Origin of the sequence: Acinetobacter calcoaceticus DSM 30006 = CIP 81.8, assembly GCF_000368965.1 — a bacterium.
In the GTDB taxonomy this organism is placed as follows: Bacteria; Pseudomonadota; Gammaproteobacteria; order Pseudomonadales; family Moraxellaceae; genus Acinetobacter; species Acinetobacter calcoaceticus.
Window position 1 is genome coordinate 2,408,180 of sequence record NZ_KB849780.1, and the last position, 18,633, is coordinate 2,426,812.

Annotated in this window: 17 protein-coding genes; 3 read left to right on the forward strand and 14 right to left on the reverse strand. The window is 38.0% G+C overall.

Annotated features, from left to right (window positions below; all coding sequences use genetic code 11):
- Positions 1-132 precede the first annotated feature (132 nt).
- Positions 133-405 (forward strand): DUF2218 domain-containing protein, encoded by a 273-nt coding sequence (locus F936_RS16270; RefSeq protein WP_005048990.1) that lies wholly within the window; start codon positions 133-135, stop codon positions 403-405.
- Here F936_RS16270 and fghA read toward each other — a convergent pair whose 3' ends face one another.
- The 6 genes from fghA to F936_RS16300 form a co-directional block, all read right to left on the reverse strand.
- Positions 406-1,251 (reverse strand): S-formylglutathione hydrolase, encoded by an 846-nt coding sequence (gene fghA, locus F936_RS16275; protein WP_005048991.1) that lies wholly within the window; start codon positions 1,249-1,251, stop codon positions 406-408.
- On the reverse strand, positions 1,220-2,671 hold the full coding sequence (locus F936_RS16280; RefSeq protein WP_005048993.1) for a C13 family peptidase: 1,452 nt from the start codon (positions 2,669-2,671) through the stop codon (positions 1,220-1,222). Before F936_RS16280 ends, fghA begins: the two co-directional genes overlap by 32 nt.
- A gap of 136 nt (positions 2,672-2,807) precedes the next feature.
- A complete protein-coding gene (locus F936_RS16285; protein ID WP_005048995.1) occupies positions 2,808-3,599 on the reverse strand; it encodes a class I SAM-dependent methyltransferase in 792 nt (263 codons plus the stop codon).
- An 11-nt stretch (positions 3,600-3,610) separates the two neighbouring features.
- On the reverse strand, positions 3,611-4,276 hold the full coding sequence (tsaB, locus tag F936_RS16290) for a tRNA (adenosine(37)-N6)-threonylcarbamoyltransferase complex dimerization subunit type 1 TsaB (RefSeq protein ID WP_003655868.1): 666 nt from the start codon (positions 4,274-4,276) through the stop codon (positions 3,611-3,613).
- Positions 4,277-4,412: 136 nt separating this feature from the next.
- Complete coding sequence (locus F936_RS16295; RefSeq protein WP_080595378.1) at positions 4,413-4,940, reverse strand: gamma carbonic anhydrase family protein; 528 nt, start codon at positions 4,938-4,940, stop codon at positions 4,413-4,415.
- A gap of 19 nt (positions 4,941-4,959) precedes the next feature.
- Positions 4,960-5,589, reverse strand: coding sequence for a CoA pyrophosphatase (locus tag F936_RS16300; protein WP_080593110.1), 630 nt, complete (start codon positions 5,587-5,589; stop codon positions 4,960-4,962).
- Positions 5,590-5,703: 114 nt separating this feature from the next.
- Here F936_RS16300 and F936_RS16305 point away from each other — a divergent pair, with 114 nt between their 5' ends.
- Positions 5,704-6,252, forward strand: coding sequence for an NUDIX hydrolase (locus tag F936_RS16305; RefSeq protein ID WP_016802050.1), 549 nt, complete (start codon positions 5,704-5,706; stop codon positions 6,250-6,252).
- A gap of 54 nt (positions 6,253-6,306) precedes the next feature.
- On the opposite strand, the gene filF is transcribed toward F936_RS16305, so the two are convergent.
- The 6 genes from filF to filA all read right to left on the reverse strand — a co-directional run bounded on the left by filF (position 6,307) and on the right by filA (position 14,412).
- Entirely contained in the window at positions 6,307-8,259 is a 1,953-nt protein-coding gene (gene filF / locus F936_RS16310) for a putative pilus system protein FilF (RefSeq protein ID WP_005049000.1), read from the reverse strand.
- A gap of 18 nt (positions 8,260-8,277) precedes the next feature.
- Positions 8,278-9,519: a putative pilus assembly protein FilE gene (gene filE / locus F936_RS16315; protein ID WP_005049003.1), complete on the reverse strand. Its 1,242-nt coding sequence runs from the start codon at positions 9,517-9,519 to the stop codon at positions 8,278-8,280.
- Positions 9,513-11,177, reverse strand: coding sequence for a putative pilus system OmpP1/FadL family transporter FilD (gene filD, locus F936_RS16320; RefSeq protein ID WP_005049004.1), 1,665 nt, complete (start codon positions 11,175-11,177; stop codon positions 9,513-9,515). The genes filE and filD overlap by 7 nt, the downstream gene beginning before the upstream one ends.
- Positions 11,178-11,189: 12 nt before the next feature.
- A complete protein-coding gene (gene filC / locus F936_RS16325) occupies positions 11,190-12,377 on the reverse strand; it encodes a putative pilus system protein FilC (protein ID WP_005049005.1) in 1,188 nt (395 codons plus the stop codon).
- A gap of 44 nt (positions 12,378-12,421) precedes the next feature.
- Positions 12,422-13,255, reverse strand: a complete 834-nt coding sequence (gene filB / locus F936_RS16330) for a putative pilus system C39 family peptidase FilB (RefSeq protein WP_016802052.1) — start codon at positions 13,253-13,255, stop codon at positions 12,422-12,424.
- A 308-nt stretch (positions 13,256-13,563) separates the two neighbouring features.
- Complete coding sequence (gene filA, locus F936_RS16335; protein ID WP_005049007.1) at positions 13,564-14,412, reverse strand: putative pilus system protein FilA; 849 nt, start codon at positions 14,410-14,412, stop codon at positions 13,564-13,566.
- Positions 14,413-14,767: 355 nt separating this feature from the next.
- Here filA and F936_RS16340 point away from each other — a divergent pair, with 355 nt between their 5' ends.
- Positions 14,768-16,126, forward strand: a complete 1,359-nt coding sequence (locus tag F936_RS16340; RefSeq protein WP_005049008.1) for an anthranilate synthase component I family protein — start codon at positions 14,768-14,770, stop codon at positions 16,124-16,126.
- Between the two features lie 3 nt (positions 16,127-16,129).
- Here F936_RS16340 and hisC read toward each other — a convergent pair whose 3' ends face one another.
- Complete coding sequence (gene hisC / locus F936_RS16345) at positions 16,130-17,215, reverse strand: histidinol-phosphate transaminase (protein ID WP_005049009.1); 1,086 nt, start codon at positions 17,213-17,215, stop codon at positions 16,130-16,132.
- Between the two features lie 69 nt (positions 17,216-17,284).
- Positions 17,285-18,574 carry a histidinol dehydrogenase gene (gene hisD, locus F936_RS16350; RefSeq protein ID WP_017389985.1) on the reverse strand — a complete coding sequence of 430 codons (1,290 nt, stop codon included), beginning with the start codon at positions 18,572-18,574 and terminating at the stop codon, positions 17,285-17,287.
- Positions 18,575-18,633 lie beyond the last annotated feature (59 nt).

Below are 18,633 nucleotides of genomic sequence, written 5' to 3' on the forward strand. Positions count from 1 at the left end.
AACCGTCTACTTGGCCTGCTCTTCCTTGCTCAAATCGCAACATTTCAAACTTGCAACGTAACGTTGCAACATTAGAATGCTAAGCGCTAAATGAATTTGTTAAGGTACATTAAAGTAATGTGAGGATTGATAATGAAAAGCACAACTCATCTATTAACAAATGATGGTAAACGTATTGCAAAACGTCTAGTTAATCATTGGAAACACAAATTTGAAGTACAAGAGACTGAACAAGATTTCAAAATCTTAATGCCTACAGCAACCATTACGCTTGTCCCTGCACCAGAGCAGTTAAACGTTGCTATTGATAGTCAGCTAGATGACCATGACCACTTAGAAAAAGTCGTGCTTGATCATCTAAACCGCATGGCTCAACAAGAATTTCAGGTGGAATGGCAGCATTAATTAGCCATTTACCTTTTCTAACTGGATTGCATGAAACTGTAAATGCTCATCCATAAAGGTTTGAATAAAGTAATAGCCATGATCATAGCCAGCATGTTGTCTTAAAGTTAAAGGTTGTCCTGCTTTTAAACATGCTTGCTTAAATTTTTCAGGGTGAAGTTGTTCATAAAATTGGTCATCCAATCCCTGATCAACCAAAATTTCATCAAACACTGCACCATTTTTCAAGACTAAAGCTGTGGCATCATGAGCAAGCCAGCTTTCTTGGTCATTGCCCAAATAGTGACTAAAGGCTTTTTCACCCCACGCACATTCAGTTGGTGCACAAATCGGTGCAAAAGCAGATACAGACTTGAACTTCTCAGGATATTTAAACGCCAAAGTTAATGCGCCATGACCACCCATCGAATGCCCAAAGATACCGACTTGTTGAGCGTTTACGGGAAAGCTTTTCAAAATGAGTGGATATAACTCATCAATCAAATAGCTTTCCATTTGATAATGCTCAGACCAAGGTGTTTGCGTTGTATTAATATAGAAACCTGCGCCTTGACCTAAATCCCAATTATCCCCTGCAGCGACTTGTTCTCCACGAGGAGAAGTGTCCGGTGTAATCAGTATTAGACTTAATTGTGCCGCCATATGTTGTGCGTGCGCTTTTATGGCAAAGGTTTCTTCAGTACACGTTAACCCAGCGAGATAAAACAAAGTTGAACAAGGCCTACCTTCTAAAGCGGCTGGTGGCAAATACACACCAAACTTAGCTGGCCCTTTTAATAACTGAGATTCAAATTGGTAAACACGTTGCTCACCTTCAAAGCAGCGGTTTTTTTGCAGGAGTTGCATCGTTTTTGGCCTCTGTTTTTGTTTGAGCAATATCTACACTACCAGTATTTTGCTGAGGAAATAGATACTTTTCCAATTGAGGTAGCATAAGTTCCATATTTTTACCAATCATCCACTGAGGCTCTGAAGGTTCTACACCTTGGGCCACTTCCCATTTGGTTACCGTTTGCTTAGCTGTGTTAAACGAATCTTTCATCGAAGATTGCTCTCGCATAGCCAAATCAAACAAAGCTCGACCAAAATAAATATAGTCAGCTTCGTTATTACATCCAAAAGAAGTTTTATCAGCAGCAGAGGCAGTAATAATTAAAGTATCAGGAGACTGTAAAGCAGGAATAAAGCTTCCTGAATAACAGGCAGAGATGACAATCACACGCCAGCGAATACCGGATTTATCAAGAGTTTCACGCAACCATTTAGGGTCTACTTGCCCCAGATCTAATGGTGCATTTTCAATTTCGAAGTGATTCTGTTCACCATGTGAAGTCATATATAGAAATAGCACATCACTATCACGGTTCATTTGCTGCCCCATACGGCGTAGGGCTAACTCTATACTGGTTTTAGAGGCAATCGGAATTTCTGTGCGGGTATCTGGGTTATTAACCAGCATCATCGAACGCCCAATCGTTCCGAAACGTGTATCAAACTGTTCTTTAATACGGACTACTTCCGATTTAAAAACATCTTGATAACTATCACCAGCAACACCTAAAAAATACCAATGGCTTTTTGCCTGCTCACCATATTCGACTTGCTCTAACGAGTCATTCAGCAGCTTACTTTGTGCATACAAAGCATCTTCAGCAAATGTTGGAGCCGAATCTTCGACCTTCCAAATCGGTTGATCTTTTACAGAAAGTTGCCAGACCACCATCGTCGCAATAGTCGCAACCATGACGAGTGCGCGTTCCCACCAAGGCCACTTGAGCTCGCGTGAGAAAACCCAAATCACCGCTAAACTTTGCCATACGAACAAAGCCACGAATAGGCTCGGTAAAATTCCGTTATAAATAGCATCGGGAATAAAGTTGAGATAACCGTTAGAACCTAAATACTGAATTAAACATTGAATTAATAAGATATTTGTATCTAGAACCAACCAAAGTAAAGCAGGTACTAGCATTAAGCGAGGTTGGTTGGTGCGCTGTGATAAAAATATACCGACAATTAAAGCAATGAATGGCCAAAGTGCGTAACCAATTAAACCTTGTGAATTGAAATCACCGATTTGACCAGCCACAAGCCAGCTATAAAGAGAGTTAGTACATCCCCCTAAAATTCCCCAGACAATGAGCTGAAGAATTGATGGATGTACAATTTGTAAAGAACGTCTTGATCCCAAAAACAGCCACATTCCGGCAATTTGGTTGCTTTTAAAATCATGCCAAAAGTTAATGGAGGGTTTAAGATCAATCATAAAAGGTTTTCAAAAATTTCGTTTTTGTCAGGCATCTTAAGTGTATGCCTGCTAAGAATTTTAGCAATCATGCTTTTGAACTATATCACATATATTTGTGCATTATTCAAGCAATAAAACCTAACCTTACATAAGCCTACTGAAAATACGCATCAAAACGACAAGCATCTCCTTGCCATTGATGAGCTGGCTCCTGATTTGCCAAAAAAATAGCATGGCGTGGCCGTTTAACCACTACACGTTTAGCAACTTCCTGTGCCAAAACCAGCAAATTATCCCCCAAATCCATCTCACCATCTTCAGGTAAAAGTAGATGTAAAAGCTGCATCTGTTTTTTAACTTGAGCTTGTTTTTTGATTACTTGATGATTCTGGTCACGCTGTGGGAACATCGGATCGAGATAAACCACATCAACCATTTGAGCTGTTTGCTGTAGTTGTTGTAAATAACTTGCAGAGTCAGCAAAGATCAGTTGAATCCGATCCATAAACTGGCTTAAAAAGCTATCTTGTTCAGCTTGGGCTTTTGCATCTTCAAGCAAGGTAAATAAAATCGGATGGCGCTCAACCAACTGTATTTGTGCGCCAAGATAAGCCATGAGCAAACTATCATGTCCTAAACCAGCTGTAGCATCAATTAAGATAGGTTTTTCACCTAACTGACAAGCCCGAGCAATCATTTCTGATTTAAGACTTGCACGTTTTAAACGGGAAATTTCGGCTTTCCAGTCGGGCTGCATTTTCATGCCATTTGCAGATAACCATAACCCGTTTTCATCTGCACAAAGTGCCAACTCAGGATTTAAACGCAAAAAACGTGCATTGAGCTTTTCAACTGGCTGCAAATCGACAGTCACACCTCTAGAACAAAGCACAGCTTGGTAGTGCTGTGCTTTGCCTTGAAAATCTACTTCAAAATATATGTGCATGAGTAGTGCCTTTATTTTGCTTTACCCTGATCTGCTATTTTTTTCCATGCATCATCACGTAAATAAACTGGTAAAGCATGTTCAGCATTAACCCACTGCTTTTGCGCTGCATAAACACGTGCAATAGAAGCAATGTCTTGTGCAGTTGCAGTGATTGTTTGATGCTCTGCATCAGCTTGAAGGAGTTTTGCACCCGAACCAATTAAGCAATGTTTTGCATAAGTAGCCGCTTGCTCATAGCCCATTAATTTTTCTTCATCAATACATTGCATAATTCCATGCTCATCTAGAACAAAACTTGCAATATAAACTTCATTCATACGAGCATCGAGAACCGCAGTCACCTGTTCCAAACCTTCAAGTCTGTATGCTGCTTGTGCTAAAGCTTGCAAACTCGAAACGGGAATAACGGGTAAATCTTGTGACCATGCCAAAGCCTGAGTCACAGCTGCATTAATTCGGACGCCACTAAAAGAACCCGGCCCACGGCTAAAGGCAATTGCATCCAGACCAGCAACCTCAAGACCTGTTTGTTGTAGCCCTTGCTCAATCATAGGCAGAATGGTCTGAGTTTGTGCTTTCGCCCGCGTATCGAGTTGAAAAAACAGTTCTTGGGTTTCATCGACTAATGAGATAGAACACTGCTCATTTGCAGTTTCCAACGCCAGCAATTTCATGCACAACCTTAGTATTAAATCAGATTAAAAACGGGAGTTATGATACCCCACTCGGCTCTGATAGGCGAGTCGTTCTCTGTCTAAATAAAAATGCCAAGATTTAACTTGGCATAAAAAATATTTTGCTAAAAAAGAGTTAAAAGTGAAATTCTTTTAAATCACTATAGCTTTTAAAATGTTCAGTATAATGCAATGCACTCAACCGTATTTTTGCAGCACCATCTTCATCTAAAGTTTTAACAATTTTGCCGGGTGATCCCATCACCACTGAGTTATCTGGAATGATTTTCCCTTCAGGAATTAAGGCATTCGCACCAATAATACAATTTTTACCAATCACAGCTCGATTTAAAATCACGGCATTCATACCAATCAGGCTATTATCACCAATCGTACAGCCATGCAGCATGACTTTATGTCCGACCGTGACATATTCACCAATATTCAGCTCAAGCCCAGCATCTGTATGTAATACAGAATTTTCTTGAATATTAGAGAAATTACCAATTCGAACTACACAGTTATCGGCACGTACTACAGCTCCAAACCAAATGCTGACTTGACGACCTAATTCCACTTGCCCAATTAGCGTTGCTGTTGGAGCAACCCAACCATCCCATGGTTCATATAATGCTTTTGGATGCTGTCCTTGATAGCTATACATCATAATTTATCAATCCTGATCATTTATTCTTATGAGAAAATTTTGGTATACCAAATGTTGGTGAATTGAGTAAAAATGGCCACTCTTTCTGATAACCCAATCCATATTTAAACAGAGCAACTAACATACGAGCAGTTAAACCCCAAATAATTTCATTATCAATCTGTAAACTTGGAAAGTATAAAGATTGATGGGCATAACGTACTTCATAAGGCATGGGTCTTGTATCAATTAATTCTTGCAAAGGTACAAAAAAAATTCGATCAATTTCGGTAGGCTGAGGTATTAAGTGAACCTCTGGAGGAATAAGCCCAACGATCGGTTTTACAGACAAACCACTTCGTGCACGTTGCATTGGCAAATCGCCGAGCAACTGCACATCAAAAGGATTTAAAGCAGTCTCTTCCTGAGCTTCTCTTAGCGCTACAACGATATTACTGGTATCACTGGGGTCACGCTTTCCACCCGGAAAAGAAACTTCCCCCGCATGGTTGTTCATATGTATTGAACGGCGTGTAAGCAATACCTTAGGATCATTTTCATTTGTAATCGCAATCAGTACTGCTGCTTGTGCTTCTTGTATGCGGGTGGAAAAGCGCAATCTTTGCTGTAACTTTTGTGTTAGCAAGTGCTCTTCCATACCATTCACCTATTATTCTGTCTCTCTTTGCATCATATCTGAAAAATAAACTTAAGACATAGAGTTGATGCGTAAGTCTAAAAATTCAGTTATGCTGAGTCATCTCTATACTCGATGATAATTATGAGTTTCTGTGTAGCGTGTGGGCATAAAACCGAACAAAAAATTCCTTTAGGTGATCATAAAGTACGTCGTGTTTGTACTCATTGTGGCAATATCCATTATGAAAACCCCAAAGTAATCTGCGGTGCCTTAGCGTTATGGGAAGACAAAGTATTACTCTGTCGTCGTGCGATTGAACCTCGTTATGGTTTATGGACGTTACCTGCTGGTTATATGGAATTGTTCGAGACCATGGAACAAGGTGCAGCACGCGAAACTCGTGAAGAAGCAGAAGCCGAGATAGAAATAGAACAACTTTATTGTATGTACAATATTCCTCGTATTGGCCAGATTTATGTGCTGTTTAAAGCACAGCTGAAAGATGGAATTTTTGGTGCAGGCGAAGAAAGTATTGAAAGTCGTCTTTTTGAAGAACATGAAATTCCATGGGGAGAACTTGCCTTCCCTAGCGTTGAACACACACTAAGACATTATTTTGAAGACCGAAAAAAACAAGTTTTTCCAATGCATCTTGAAACTTTGGGTACTCGTTTAGACCACACGGGTTAATCAATTAGATAATAAAAAAGACCGCTAGGCGGTCTTTTTTATTTGTTTAATATGTTAAGACTTAGTTTTAATTGCTTTACAAGCTGGAATAGATTGATTCGCCAATTTGATTGTTACTGTACCAAATTTACGTTGAGCCAAAGCTTTATCCGCAGCGGTTGGAGCAGGCACATCCTTAAGCGTATTATAGCTTTCTTGAGCTGCCGCATGTTGATTAAACCAAGCAGTATTAGTATCGAAATCAATGCTCGTACTATCTACCTTATTTGCCAATAAATTAAATAGATTCAATTTCGCAGGCCCCGGAGAAACGCCTACAAAAGTTACCCCAACCATCGCACCATCAATATTCTCAAATTTTGGATTAGATAAAATCATACGAACGTAAACAGACTGTTGGCTATTTGAAGGATCATCAACTGTCGCCGCTGTAGTACCAATTCGATATTGTTGTACGCCATTACTATCCACTAAACTATTTTCAGACACAGTCGCACATTGGCCTGACATATCATTTGTTGTTGAATTAGGTTTGATATCAGTACGAATATCCCCATGTTCATCAATAACAATACCTAAATTTACAGGTTGAATCGTCTTATCTGAAAAATTAAATGTCAGAGTCGCATAAAGAGGAAAAATATAATTCTCTCCCACCTTTACGTTACCAGAAGTTTTGAAAACCCTTCTCTCTAGATAACTAATAGGACTGCTTTTAACAATACTCAATATCCCATTGTAGCTATCACCATCAACATTTTGACGCCAGAGGCCATAATGTTGCGGATTACCTGTACTGAGTTTTGTTAAGTATTTATAGAATGGTTCTGTCCCTGCCACTCCATAATCATTAAAGAATTTACCTTGATAAATCTGTAAATCTTCATTCGGATTATCAGAGGCGCTTAAACGAAGTGGAGTAGTTGGCTGAATCTCACGGCTAATAGGATTTAACCAACCATTCTGTGCATTTGCATTTAATCTAGCTGGTTTAACTTTTGAGGTTAACAAATAAGGGTTTTGTACTTTATTGTTTATTACAATAGCATTACCCTTCCACTGCAAACCATATCCTAATGTATAACCTTGTCGGTCTGATAATAAATAAAACTCATCTGCTGAATGTCTTAAGTTAATTGTGTTATTAAAACATTCTTCTTGTATAGCTCTATTACACCCATAAAAGACTTGATAGTTTTGAAATATGGGACTTGAACTAGTAAATAAATTGAATGACTCAAAAATGCCAGCATTACTTAAGTTCGTTGTTTGTACAACTAACTTATAAGCTTCATCATCAGAGATTTGTCCTACATCTAACCAAGGTTTTAAAATATTCGCATACGCACCATTTTTTAATTCTGTAGCTGTTATGCTCTGAGAAATTTTAGTAAGCTGATCTTTCTTTGTATCTGTAAGTTGGGTGGGTTGTATATCCCCAATCAGGTTATCACCATTTTCCACACCAATACTTTGAAAGATTTTTATTAAAGCAATCGCTACTTTAACTGTTTCATCATTTTTATCTAATGTTGCTGGAGTTTTACCTGTAACACCACTTGCTAAATCCAGCACTCTTAGATATATCGGATTGATCACTTTAGTCCTACCATTCACGGCAGTAAACTTCCCAATCGTATCCAGATTAACGTTTCCTAAGAAAACCTTTTTATTATCTTTACTCTGAACATAAAAACGTGCTGTATCTCCTACTTTGCACGACCCAATTACCGCATTTCCTGAAAGTTTAGTCGCATAATGAAAATTTGTTGCCGAACTACAATCGAAATTAATACCAGCTATTGGGTAATCTAAAGCGAATTGCAAACAAGTTGTATCTTCTGCACCCGTGTCACTCGTTGTTGGTGTACAACTGCCTGAAGATAAATTTCCGTTATTAGTACCAGAATTCGGATCTTCGCTAATATTGGAACTACCGCCACCACAACCATTTAGCATAATCGCTAATGTAGTTAGTGCAAAAGGCCATAAAACTTTTTTATTCATTAGATACCCTACTTATTTTTAACGTAATACGGAAATTTGAATTTGTCCCTGATTTGTTAACTCTTTTTCTGCAACATCTACCGCAGAAGATAAAGGCGTCATCATCATGTAATGTGCTGAAGGTGGTACTTTCAAAACGCCTTGAATTGATGAATGTTGTAACATCGTTGAAGGATAAGATTTACTCTTAAAGCCACTAACTCCTTCTAACATACAACCTTTATTATCTAAAAAGATAACTAAAGGCCAGTAATATAGAGGCTTCTCATTACTAGCAGCAAATGACATAAGTTTTAAATGCTGAACAGAAGGATTTAGCTGTACTACTTCATATTCAAATTTTTCTTTCAATGGCTTACGAGGCCATAAACTTACTTCTTTATTTATGCTAAGCGTCTTAATTGCTTTGTTATAACCTTTAATAAAACATTTGTCTTGTTCAAAAGCTGCTTCTAACTCTTGCGAAGATAACCGCATATATGTTGGGGCCAATACAACAGTAGATTCGTCATCTTTAGTCTGCCGATTAAAAAGCTGATCTAAAGTTGATCGACTCACACCTTTTTTACGCTCTACTGACTCAGTTCGTCCTAAGCCATCAGGCATAAGATAAAAACGCTTTTTACCTTCAAGATTAAATTCTTGATCTTCAAGATACTCATTATTTACATATTCTATATTATCAATCGTTGTAAATTTAGACTTATCCTGTGAAGAGACAGCTGATGGGGCTGCCTGTGATATGCTTTTTATTGGCGGCGGAACTAAAATAAGCTTTTTCTTCCACTCCTCATTAGAGACTGATTGAACCTTTTCATTTTCGAGAGATTTAGTTTTCTCCGCAGATGTTTTTAATTCGCTAACAGCGACCGTAGCTTCGCCAGTATTTTTCTGAGCTTTTTGTGGTGCAGTCGGTGCAGTCGGTGCAGTCGGTGCAGTCGGTGCAGAATTTAATTTTTTTTGTGGCTGTTGCTCTACTCTTTTTGGTGAATCTGTATTGCGTGCTTCCTCTTTAAACACTTTTTGAGCGGGAACAACTATCATATTAGTTGTTGGATTTTGGTGCTGTGTTTCTTCTATTTTAGAGGAGGTTTGTTTTTTCTGGTCAACTCTTTTACTAGGCACAATCATAGGACGGCCATCGGGACCTATAATCGTATAGAATCCGTCTGCATAAGAAACAGAAACATTCGCTATCGCAACACATAAGGTTAAGATAGCGAAATTAGGGCTAAACATCCTTTTATACTGTTTTACCATTTTGTTCTATAACTCAAACCAAGTACTGTGACTTTTGTATTCGTTTTTACATCTAAACCTGAATAAGGGTTTAATAAAATATTATCGACACCACACTTATTCGATAAAGTACTACTACAAGCTGGAATATTGTCACGACTACGTAAGAAACCGACAGAAAGATCTAAGTCTGTATCAGTATCAAAACGATAGCCTACTCCCAAACCGAATAATTGCGCATTATTGATCGGAACCATGGTATTACGTTTATCATTAGGAATAGCACTAGCGCGCGGTTCATAACCTGCTCGTAGTTTCAAACGATCAGTTGCTGAATACTCTAAACCAATACCCCAACTCCATGGTGAAGTAAACTTTAATGGCAATGCTAAAGAGTTATCAGTCACATCATTCGATAAAAGTTTGGCAATCTTTAATAATGTAATCTGTCTATCAAATTCAAATTTAAACTTATCCCAAGCAGAATAATCCGTCCATCCAACATCAAAGTTTAATTGTAAATCTGGAAATATTTTATATTTAATACCCGCCTGAAAATGTGCAGGATACTCTAAATCCATCGCGACTAAACCTGACTCAGTATCAGGAACATATCCAGGTAGTCCAAGAATTGCAGCTAAAATTTGCCCAGTTGCCGATGAGTTTAATCCCTGAACCAACTCTTGGGGAGCTTTGGCATTATTAATCATGTATTTGCCTTTAAGACGCATCTTGGCAGCACTTTGATATACCATACCAAAGCCAAAATCATCTGTTGGCTCCCAAAGCAATCCCAAGTTATAACTAGGGCTTAATGATTGTTCTAATGAAACTTGTAATGAACCCATTTTATTAAATGGATTCATTCCTTCTTTCGTATTACAAATTCCCAATAACAGCAGATCAGTAATCATATCGTTATTGTCTTTGAATGGTGCACATACCACATCATCAACCATACGCAATACACCAATCATTTCATTAGGAAAACGTAAATCGGTATTTAAAGCAATCGCGTTATACGACATACCAATCGAAGCACCAATTGATAAATGATCATTTACTTGATAACCAAAAGATGGGGATAGATATGTAATACGCTCTACTGCAACCTGTTGTCCCATATAATTACCGGGATTGCCATTTTCTGCTCCAAAACCCGCTACCAAAGGCGCATACATTGCCGTTGCATAGGTTACTTTTGAACCTGGTGGTTTATAAGCTATACCTGCTGTAGGAGCAACGAGTGGGTAGCCTGCTCCCAAGTCAACCATTTTTTTAAGAATTGGTACATATAAGCTTGCATACTCGACATCACCATGTACAGAACCTTTAAAATCTGTACAAATGTTGGCAGAAACTTCTGGTCCATCATTACAAACTAGTGGATCGTCTGAATAACCAAAAATGTTGTACCCAGGAGGAGCTGAGAACTCACGCTGAATATCAAAGTTTGCAAGAATACCTTGTACATCTGTTTGTAACCCATCAATTTTCGCTAGTGCTGCTGGGTTAAAATGAACTGCACTAATCCCTGGAGGATCTGCCGTTACAGCATTCCCCATCGATAGTGAACGAATATCAACAGCTAGGTTTTGTCCTAATTGAGCATTGGCAAAGCTAGAAAAACCGGAAATAACAATTGCCGCCGTTAAAGGACATAATTTAGGATATTTCACCTGCCTATCTCCTTATTTTTGTTTTTTGTTAAAACCTAAAATATCTAGCGGGAATGACAAACCAAGTGAAATATCTGGCGCATCTTCTGTTAAACCAATACCTACCGTGCCATTAACAATCGTTTCAGGTGAAACACGGACACCAAGAGCAAAAGAGAGCATCGCACTACTTTGATCTGGAGACGTATATGAGTCGCCATTATCAAACTGGAATTCAGCATTCATATTAAAGCTTTGCTGATACGACATGGTTAGAGATACATCGTAGTTAAATGAATAAGCAAAACCGAAAGAAAAACCGCCACTAATTCCAGGGTCAAATGAGGTTAATGTACGTGTACCACGGGCTTGATTTAATCCACTTTCTTTAAAACCATAATTGGCAGAGGCTGAAGCAAATAAAACAACGGGATCAATATATTTACGAGTACTCGCGCCCACACCAGCTGAGTAGTAACCTTTACCTGTTGAAAGTTCATCTAAACCAATTTCATATGGGCTATCACCTGTCTTAGACGATAAACTACCAAAAAGCACCAAGGGTAACCGACCTTGTTTTAATGGAAAGGGTTCCCAGCGAGCGCCAAGAGAAATATCCCCCAATCCAGCAGTTGTGGTATCACGAATAATTTCAGACTTTGCAACAAAAGGAAGAGTTGCTGATAAAGTTAAGTTATCCAAAACCCCATACTGGACCGTAAAACTATTTGTCAAAGTATGGTTAGCATCTTCTTCGACACGTAAACGGTTAAGTTGAGATGAATTATCTGATAATGCTAAATCAATTCGTGTATCACGGTAATAAGTGTAATCAAGGTCATAATAAGATGAGATGCCCCCTTTTTTAATTAACGAATATTGCCGCTCATTTGAAGTAAATACTTCTTGTAAATTCGTCTCTTGGCTTGCATCACCTTCTTTTTTCTGTAATGCAGTTGCCGCTTGATGCGCGCCACCATCATTGGCGGGTACCGTACTATTATCAGTTACAGGTGTATCAGACGGCTGTACTGTGCTTCCTGCTATAGCTGTATTCGAGTTTGTTGTATCTACAGAAGAACTTTCTGTGCTAGCTGCATTTACATCTTGGCTCGATCCGTCTACTTGTCCTTGCTGTACTTGATCCTCTGCATAGATTGTCCCTGTAATGGCACTCATACTTAAGGCCAATACACTCATCTTGATCCATCGATTATTCATGTTTTTCCCACCCAATTTATTTATTTTACTAAATTAAAATTTGACTATTTACGTTTGTAATAAAGACGCATATAGGTTTCTATTGGTAGTCCATAGGTCGCAGAGTGATTATCGTTATCTAACACGCGTCTCATGGTTGAGGCTTTATTTGCTAACCGATCATAATTAAATGTCGGATATTGCACATCAACAAAAGCATATCTGTTGACTGTTGCATCCTCTACATGACGCATATCTGCATCTTTTAAAGCCAATAGATCTTTACGCTGAGATTCAGGGACTGAAATAACAAATAAAGTATTATTATCCCAAATTTCTTTAAAACGATTTTCATCAAAGCTGATATTGCCTAATGCAGGATCAGCCACATAGACTCGCCCATCTTTATAAGCTTTATATACGACAAAATGTTTAAAACCAGCATAAGAAATTGGAACAATTGCAGGTTGTCCAAGCTTAACTAAATCGGAGAACTCACCACGATAACCACCGCTATCTAAACCGATTGCTGTGACAAAGCGTTTCATATCAAGTAGTGAGAAGCTGCGGCGTTCAATAATGCGTTGATATTCGCCATACTGTAGCAAACCGCTCATAGTCTGTTGCTCAGTCAAACTGGTTCCGACATACCCATTTAACAAAGTGGTAAGCGCAGCCGAACCACAGCTATAGTCATATGCTTGCCGAACAATTCCACGGAATTGGTCTTCTACAGCAGGTTTGATCTTGACTGGTTCAATATGATTTCGATGAAATGATAAATTACGGGAATCGGCAGTCTCTGTATAATAAACAGTTCCCGGTGGCTTTTTTTCTATTTCGAAGGCTTCTGTCGCAAAGTAATACATCAATGCTGAGCCTAAAACTATCTCTAACATAAGCACTTGGTCTAAATTGTGGCCTAACCGGCCTTATTCATTTTATTCTTAGAGCAATAGCTCTACATCCCTGTGTGTTGAAGATACCTTTTTTTTCTGTAAAAAACAGCTTTTTTTTAATCTTTTTGATGAATGTATAGTTCTACTTTAATTAAAGTGTTAATTAACTCTCATTCTTAATTATCAATACTTTTAATATATCTAGTACACATATAATAATATTATTAATTCTTATGAAAAATTTCATTAAAACCCCAATAAAAAAAGCGCGTATTAAACGCGCTTTTTTTAATTTTGAACTTTTTAAATTAGTGGCCAGAAATTGTAATTGTAGAAGTACCTACATTTAAACCTTGAATTTCTAAATCACCAATTGAAGCATTAGCAGCCGCACCCAGGTGAATCCCTTGCGCATACACATTCATGCCTTGAGTACTATTATTTTGGATTTTTAAGCCAGTTGGTACAACTGAAATATTCGCATTCACGTCTAAATCACCAGTAGTATTACCAGCACCACGTACCATTACTTTATCTAGGACAATTTTACCGCCGCCAGCAGCATCATTAATACCAAAGTTAGATAGTGTTAAACCACCTTGTAAACTTGAATTTACTTTGATCATTGCACCTTGTGGAGTAGCACCTAACTGAACATTCGCTGAAATCTGACCTAAAGATAAATCTAAACCAGAGATAATTTCAGTTGGAGCTGTTTCTGTAATACCACGTACAGCAGTTGTCTGGTTTAAAGTACCCGAAGTACCAACACCAATTGAACCAACATGAATATCAACGGCACCTACTGTTGCAGCAACGTTTAAGAAAGCACCATTTGAGCCCGAAGCACCATTCGTATCAATTGCTAAATCTAAAAGGTTACCTGTACCTGTTTGAGTAAGAGTAACACCGCTGATTGCAATTGCACCACCAGTACCTGATGCACCAGTAATACCTGTTGACGTTGCCAAACCATCATTATCGTGTAGATATAATTTATCGATAGAAACACCGCCAGAACCTAAAGCGATACCGATGTTAATACCATCTTGACCTGTAGCAGCACTAAGCGCAGCATCGTCCATTGACTGCATTGCCATTGCATTTGCGCTGATAGCTAAAGAAGAAACTAAAGCAAGTTTAGTGAACATTTTCATTGAGCACTCTCCCAAGAGCATTTATTTTTTGACTTTAACCACTCTCATTGTCTCAAGTTGCATTTTTCTTTATATAGCAACCGAAACTTCCAATCCTTGAGTAGTTTTGCTTAGCAATTACTAAATTACATCTACGTTACTTTTTGTTCAACTAGTGTTGTGCATTTTTTGCCAACTACCCGACAAACGGTACACCCAATTTATTCCGCTTTTAGCTTCCAAATACAACTCCAATCCCACACTAAAATTCGACTATTTTATCAGCGAAAAGTACCTCCTTCATAAGTCTTCTCCCTGACGATCCACAAGTTGTAGTAAACTAATATTTCCCTCATTAACTATTCTCTTATTTAAAATGTCTCAGTTAAAGAAAAAAATCTCATTACATGGTAAAAATGCTGCCGAGATTTTAAAAAATTTGCAAGGATTAACTGGGCTCATTTATTTAAATGACAATAACAATCCTATTATTGGTTTTCTTCCTCAACAATACATTCTTATTCAAAATAAAAATAATTTAATTTTTCAGCGTCAAAATTTTAATGAATATAAAAATATATCAAAATCGAATCAGTTATTAGATTTTATTCAACTTAAAGAAAATAATTTAAAAGAAAATAAAGATAGTGAATCGATAACAAGTTTTAACGGTGGCTATATTGGTTTTATTAGTTATGATTTTGCTGCACATCAATTTATTAACGGTCAGAATCATATACAGCCATCTTTATTCTTAGGCCAATATCGTTCTTTTTTAAAATATATAGATAATGACTGGTATTTTTTTAGCGATGAAGAAAATGCTCTTGATCTCGTCACATATATTGAAAAAGAATTAGAGACTACTATTGTCAATAATTCTAAAAATACATTTGAATTAAAGAATGCTATTCAACCAAGATGGTCTAAAGAACAATATTTTGAGGCTTTTAATAAAATACAAGAATATATTAAAGCTGGAGATTGTTATCAAATTAATTTAACCCAAGAATTTAAAGCTGATTTTAAAGGATCTTTATTAAATAAAGCTGAAGATTTATGGAATCTTACTAATGCACCATATGCAGGTTATTTAAAATTAGATCAATTTGAGTTATTAAGTTGTTCCCCTGAGCTCTTCATTGAATTCAATCAAAATAAACAAATCAAGACCCGACCGATTAAGGGAACCATGCCTCGATATGAGAATATTGAAAAAGATTTTATTTCTAAACAAACTTTAAAAAACTCGCAAAAAGATCAGGCAGAGAATGTCATGATTGTTGATTTATTACGTAATGATTTGAGCATTTATGCCAATACTGGGTCGGTAAAAACAACACAATTATTCGAGATTGAAAGTTTTAATCAAGTCCATCACATGGTAAGTGAGATCGTTGCGACTCTTAAAGATGATATCAACCCTATGCAAATGTTGCTCTCTGCTTTACCGGGGGGATCAATTACAGGAGCCCCAAAAATTCGGGCAATGCAAATTATTGAAGAATTAGAAGAAGAAGCAAGAGGTGCTTATTGCGGGACATTAGGTTACTTCAATTTTGATGGAACGGGTCGCTGGAATATACTTATCCGCAGCTTTCAACAATATCAGAATCAGCTTTCTTTGTGGGCCGGCGGTGGTATTACGATTGCCTCAAATGCAGAAGCAGAATATCAAGAAAGCCTTGATAAAATCTCTGCTATGCTGAACTTGATGAACAGCACAGCAGAATAAAACTTAAAGAATATCTTGTTTTAACGTTTGCACTAAACGCATATTCTGCTCATCAGTACCCACTGTAATACGCAAAAATTGATTAATACGAGGCTTATTGAAATAACGCACAATAATACCTTGTTCGCGTAATTGCTGCGCGAGTTGACCTGCATCATGAGTTAAGTGTGAAGCAAAAATAAAGTTCGCTTTAGAGGGCAAAACTTTAAAACCCAAAGCAGTTAAGTTATCTACTAGCTTTTCACGACTAGAAATAACTCTCTGAAGTTGTTCTTCAAAATAAGCTTGATCTTCAAAAGAAGCTACCGCGGCTGCAATTGCAAAACGGTCAATAGGATATGAGTTAAAACTATTTTTGACAGCTTCAAGCGCTGCAATTAAATGTGGCTGAGCGATTGCAAAACCAACGCGCAAACCAGCTAATGAACGAGACTTCGAAGTTGTTTGACAAACAACCAAATTCTCATAGCGATTTACAAGACCAACTGCGGATTCTGCTCCAAAATCAACATAAGCCTCATCGATCACCACCACCCGATCTGGATTTGCTTTTAAGATTTGCTCGATATCAGGCAAACCGATTGCAATACTGGTTGGTGCATTAGGGTTTGTAATAACAATCCCACCATTTGGTTGTATATAGTCCTTAGCCTCTATCTCGAAATTCTCATTAAGTGGAATTTCTTTAGTCTTTGTTCCAAAGAACTGACTATAAACTGGATAAAAACTATAAGTAATATCTGGATAAAGAATAGGTTCGTCTTGAAGGAAAAATGCTTTAAAAATATGAGCAAGTACTTCGTCTGAACCATTACCCACAAAAACCTGAGAAATCTCAATATTCTGTTGCTTAGCAATCGCTTGTTTTAAAGCTGTTGCATCTGGGTCTGGATATAAACGCAATGCATCAGCTTGCTGAGACAAAACAGCTTGAACTGCTTCAACTACTTTTGGTGATGGTGGATATGGGTTTTCATTCGTATTAAGTTTCAATAAATTCTGAATTTTAGGCTGTTCACCAGGAACATAAGGCTCTAATTCACGAACTTCTGGACTCCAAAAGCGCATTTGTGCTGTAGATAAAGTCATGGTCTTATCTCAAAAAAGGGCTGAAAATCAGCCCTGAGTAATAATTAAAAAACTACAAGGTTTATAAGCTTATTGATAACGATAGCGTGCTGAGCGTGCGTGGGCATCTAAGTTCTCTTGGACAGCTAATATGTCGGCTGTTTTAGCTAACGTTTTAACCCCATCTTTCGAACACATAATCAAGCTCGAACGTTTTTGGAAATCATAAACGCCTAAAGGAGAAGAAAAACGAGCAGTTCCAGATGTCGGCAATACATGATTTGGGCCCGCACAATAGTCACCGATTGCTTCAGGTGTATAACGCCCCATGAAAATTGCTCCAGCATGACGAATATCTTCGCTCATCGCTTCGGCATCATCTAAGCACAGCTCCAAATGCTCTGGTGCAACCTGATTAATCAACTGAATTGCTTCTGCACGGTCTTTAACTAATACCAAAGCACCACGGTTTTCAATTGAAGTTCGCGCAATATCTGCTTTTGGCAATTCATTTAAATGCTTTTCAATTGCCAACTCTACTGCATTGAGTAAAGCTTCATCAGGAGTAATAAAAATAGCTTGAGCCACTGTGTCATGTTCAGCTTGGGATAAAACATCCATAGCTAACCAATCTGCATTATTCTCACCTTCTGCATATACTAAAATTTCAGAAGGTCCAGCAATCATATCGATGCCGACTTGACCAAATACAGCACGTTTAGCAGCTGCTACAAAACGATTCCCCGGACCAGTAATTTTATCTACAGGTGGAATGGTCTGTGTACCATAAGCCAAAGCTGCTACAGCCTGTGCCCCACCAATGGTAAATACGCGGCTAACTCCCGCAAGATAAGCTGCGGCAAGAACCAATGGATTTAACTCACCATTCGGTGCTGGAACAACCATAATAATTTCAGGTACACCCGCAACATGAGCAGGTACTGCGTTCATTAGAACTGAAGATGGATAAGAGGCCAAACCACCAGGCACATAAATACCGACACGGTCTAGAGGCGTAACTTTTTGTCCTAGTGTATTGCCCAACTCATCTATATAAGTCCAGCTATCTTGTTTCTGAGCTTCATGAAATGTACGAACACGCTTTGCTGCTAACTCTAGAGCATCACGAATTTCTGGGCTTAAATTATCAAAAGCAGTTTTAAGTTGTTCTTGAGATAATTCTAAATCTGAAAATTGATGCGCAGGATGTCGATCGAACTGTTGAGTGAGCTTTAAAACATGATCATCACCATGCTGACGAACATCAGCAATAATTTGATCTACTGTTTGCACTAAATTAAGATCGTTCACGGTTTCGAATGCTAAAAGCTCAGCAAAAACCTGTTTGAAGTTCTGATCTTGAGTCGATAAACGTCGCATCAATTTACCCACAAGGCGAAAAAGAAAAAGCAAGTTTACTCTTTTTCTAAGCGCTTGTG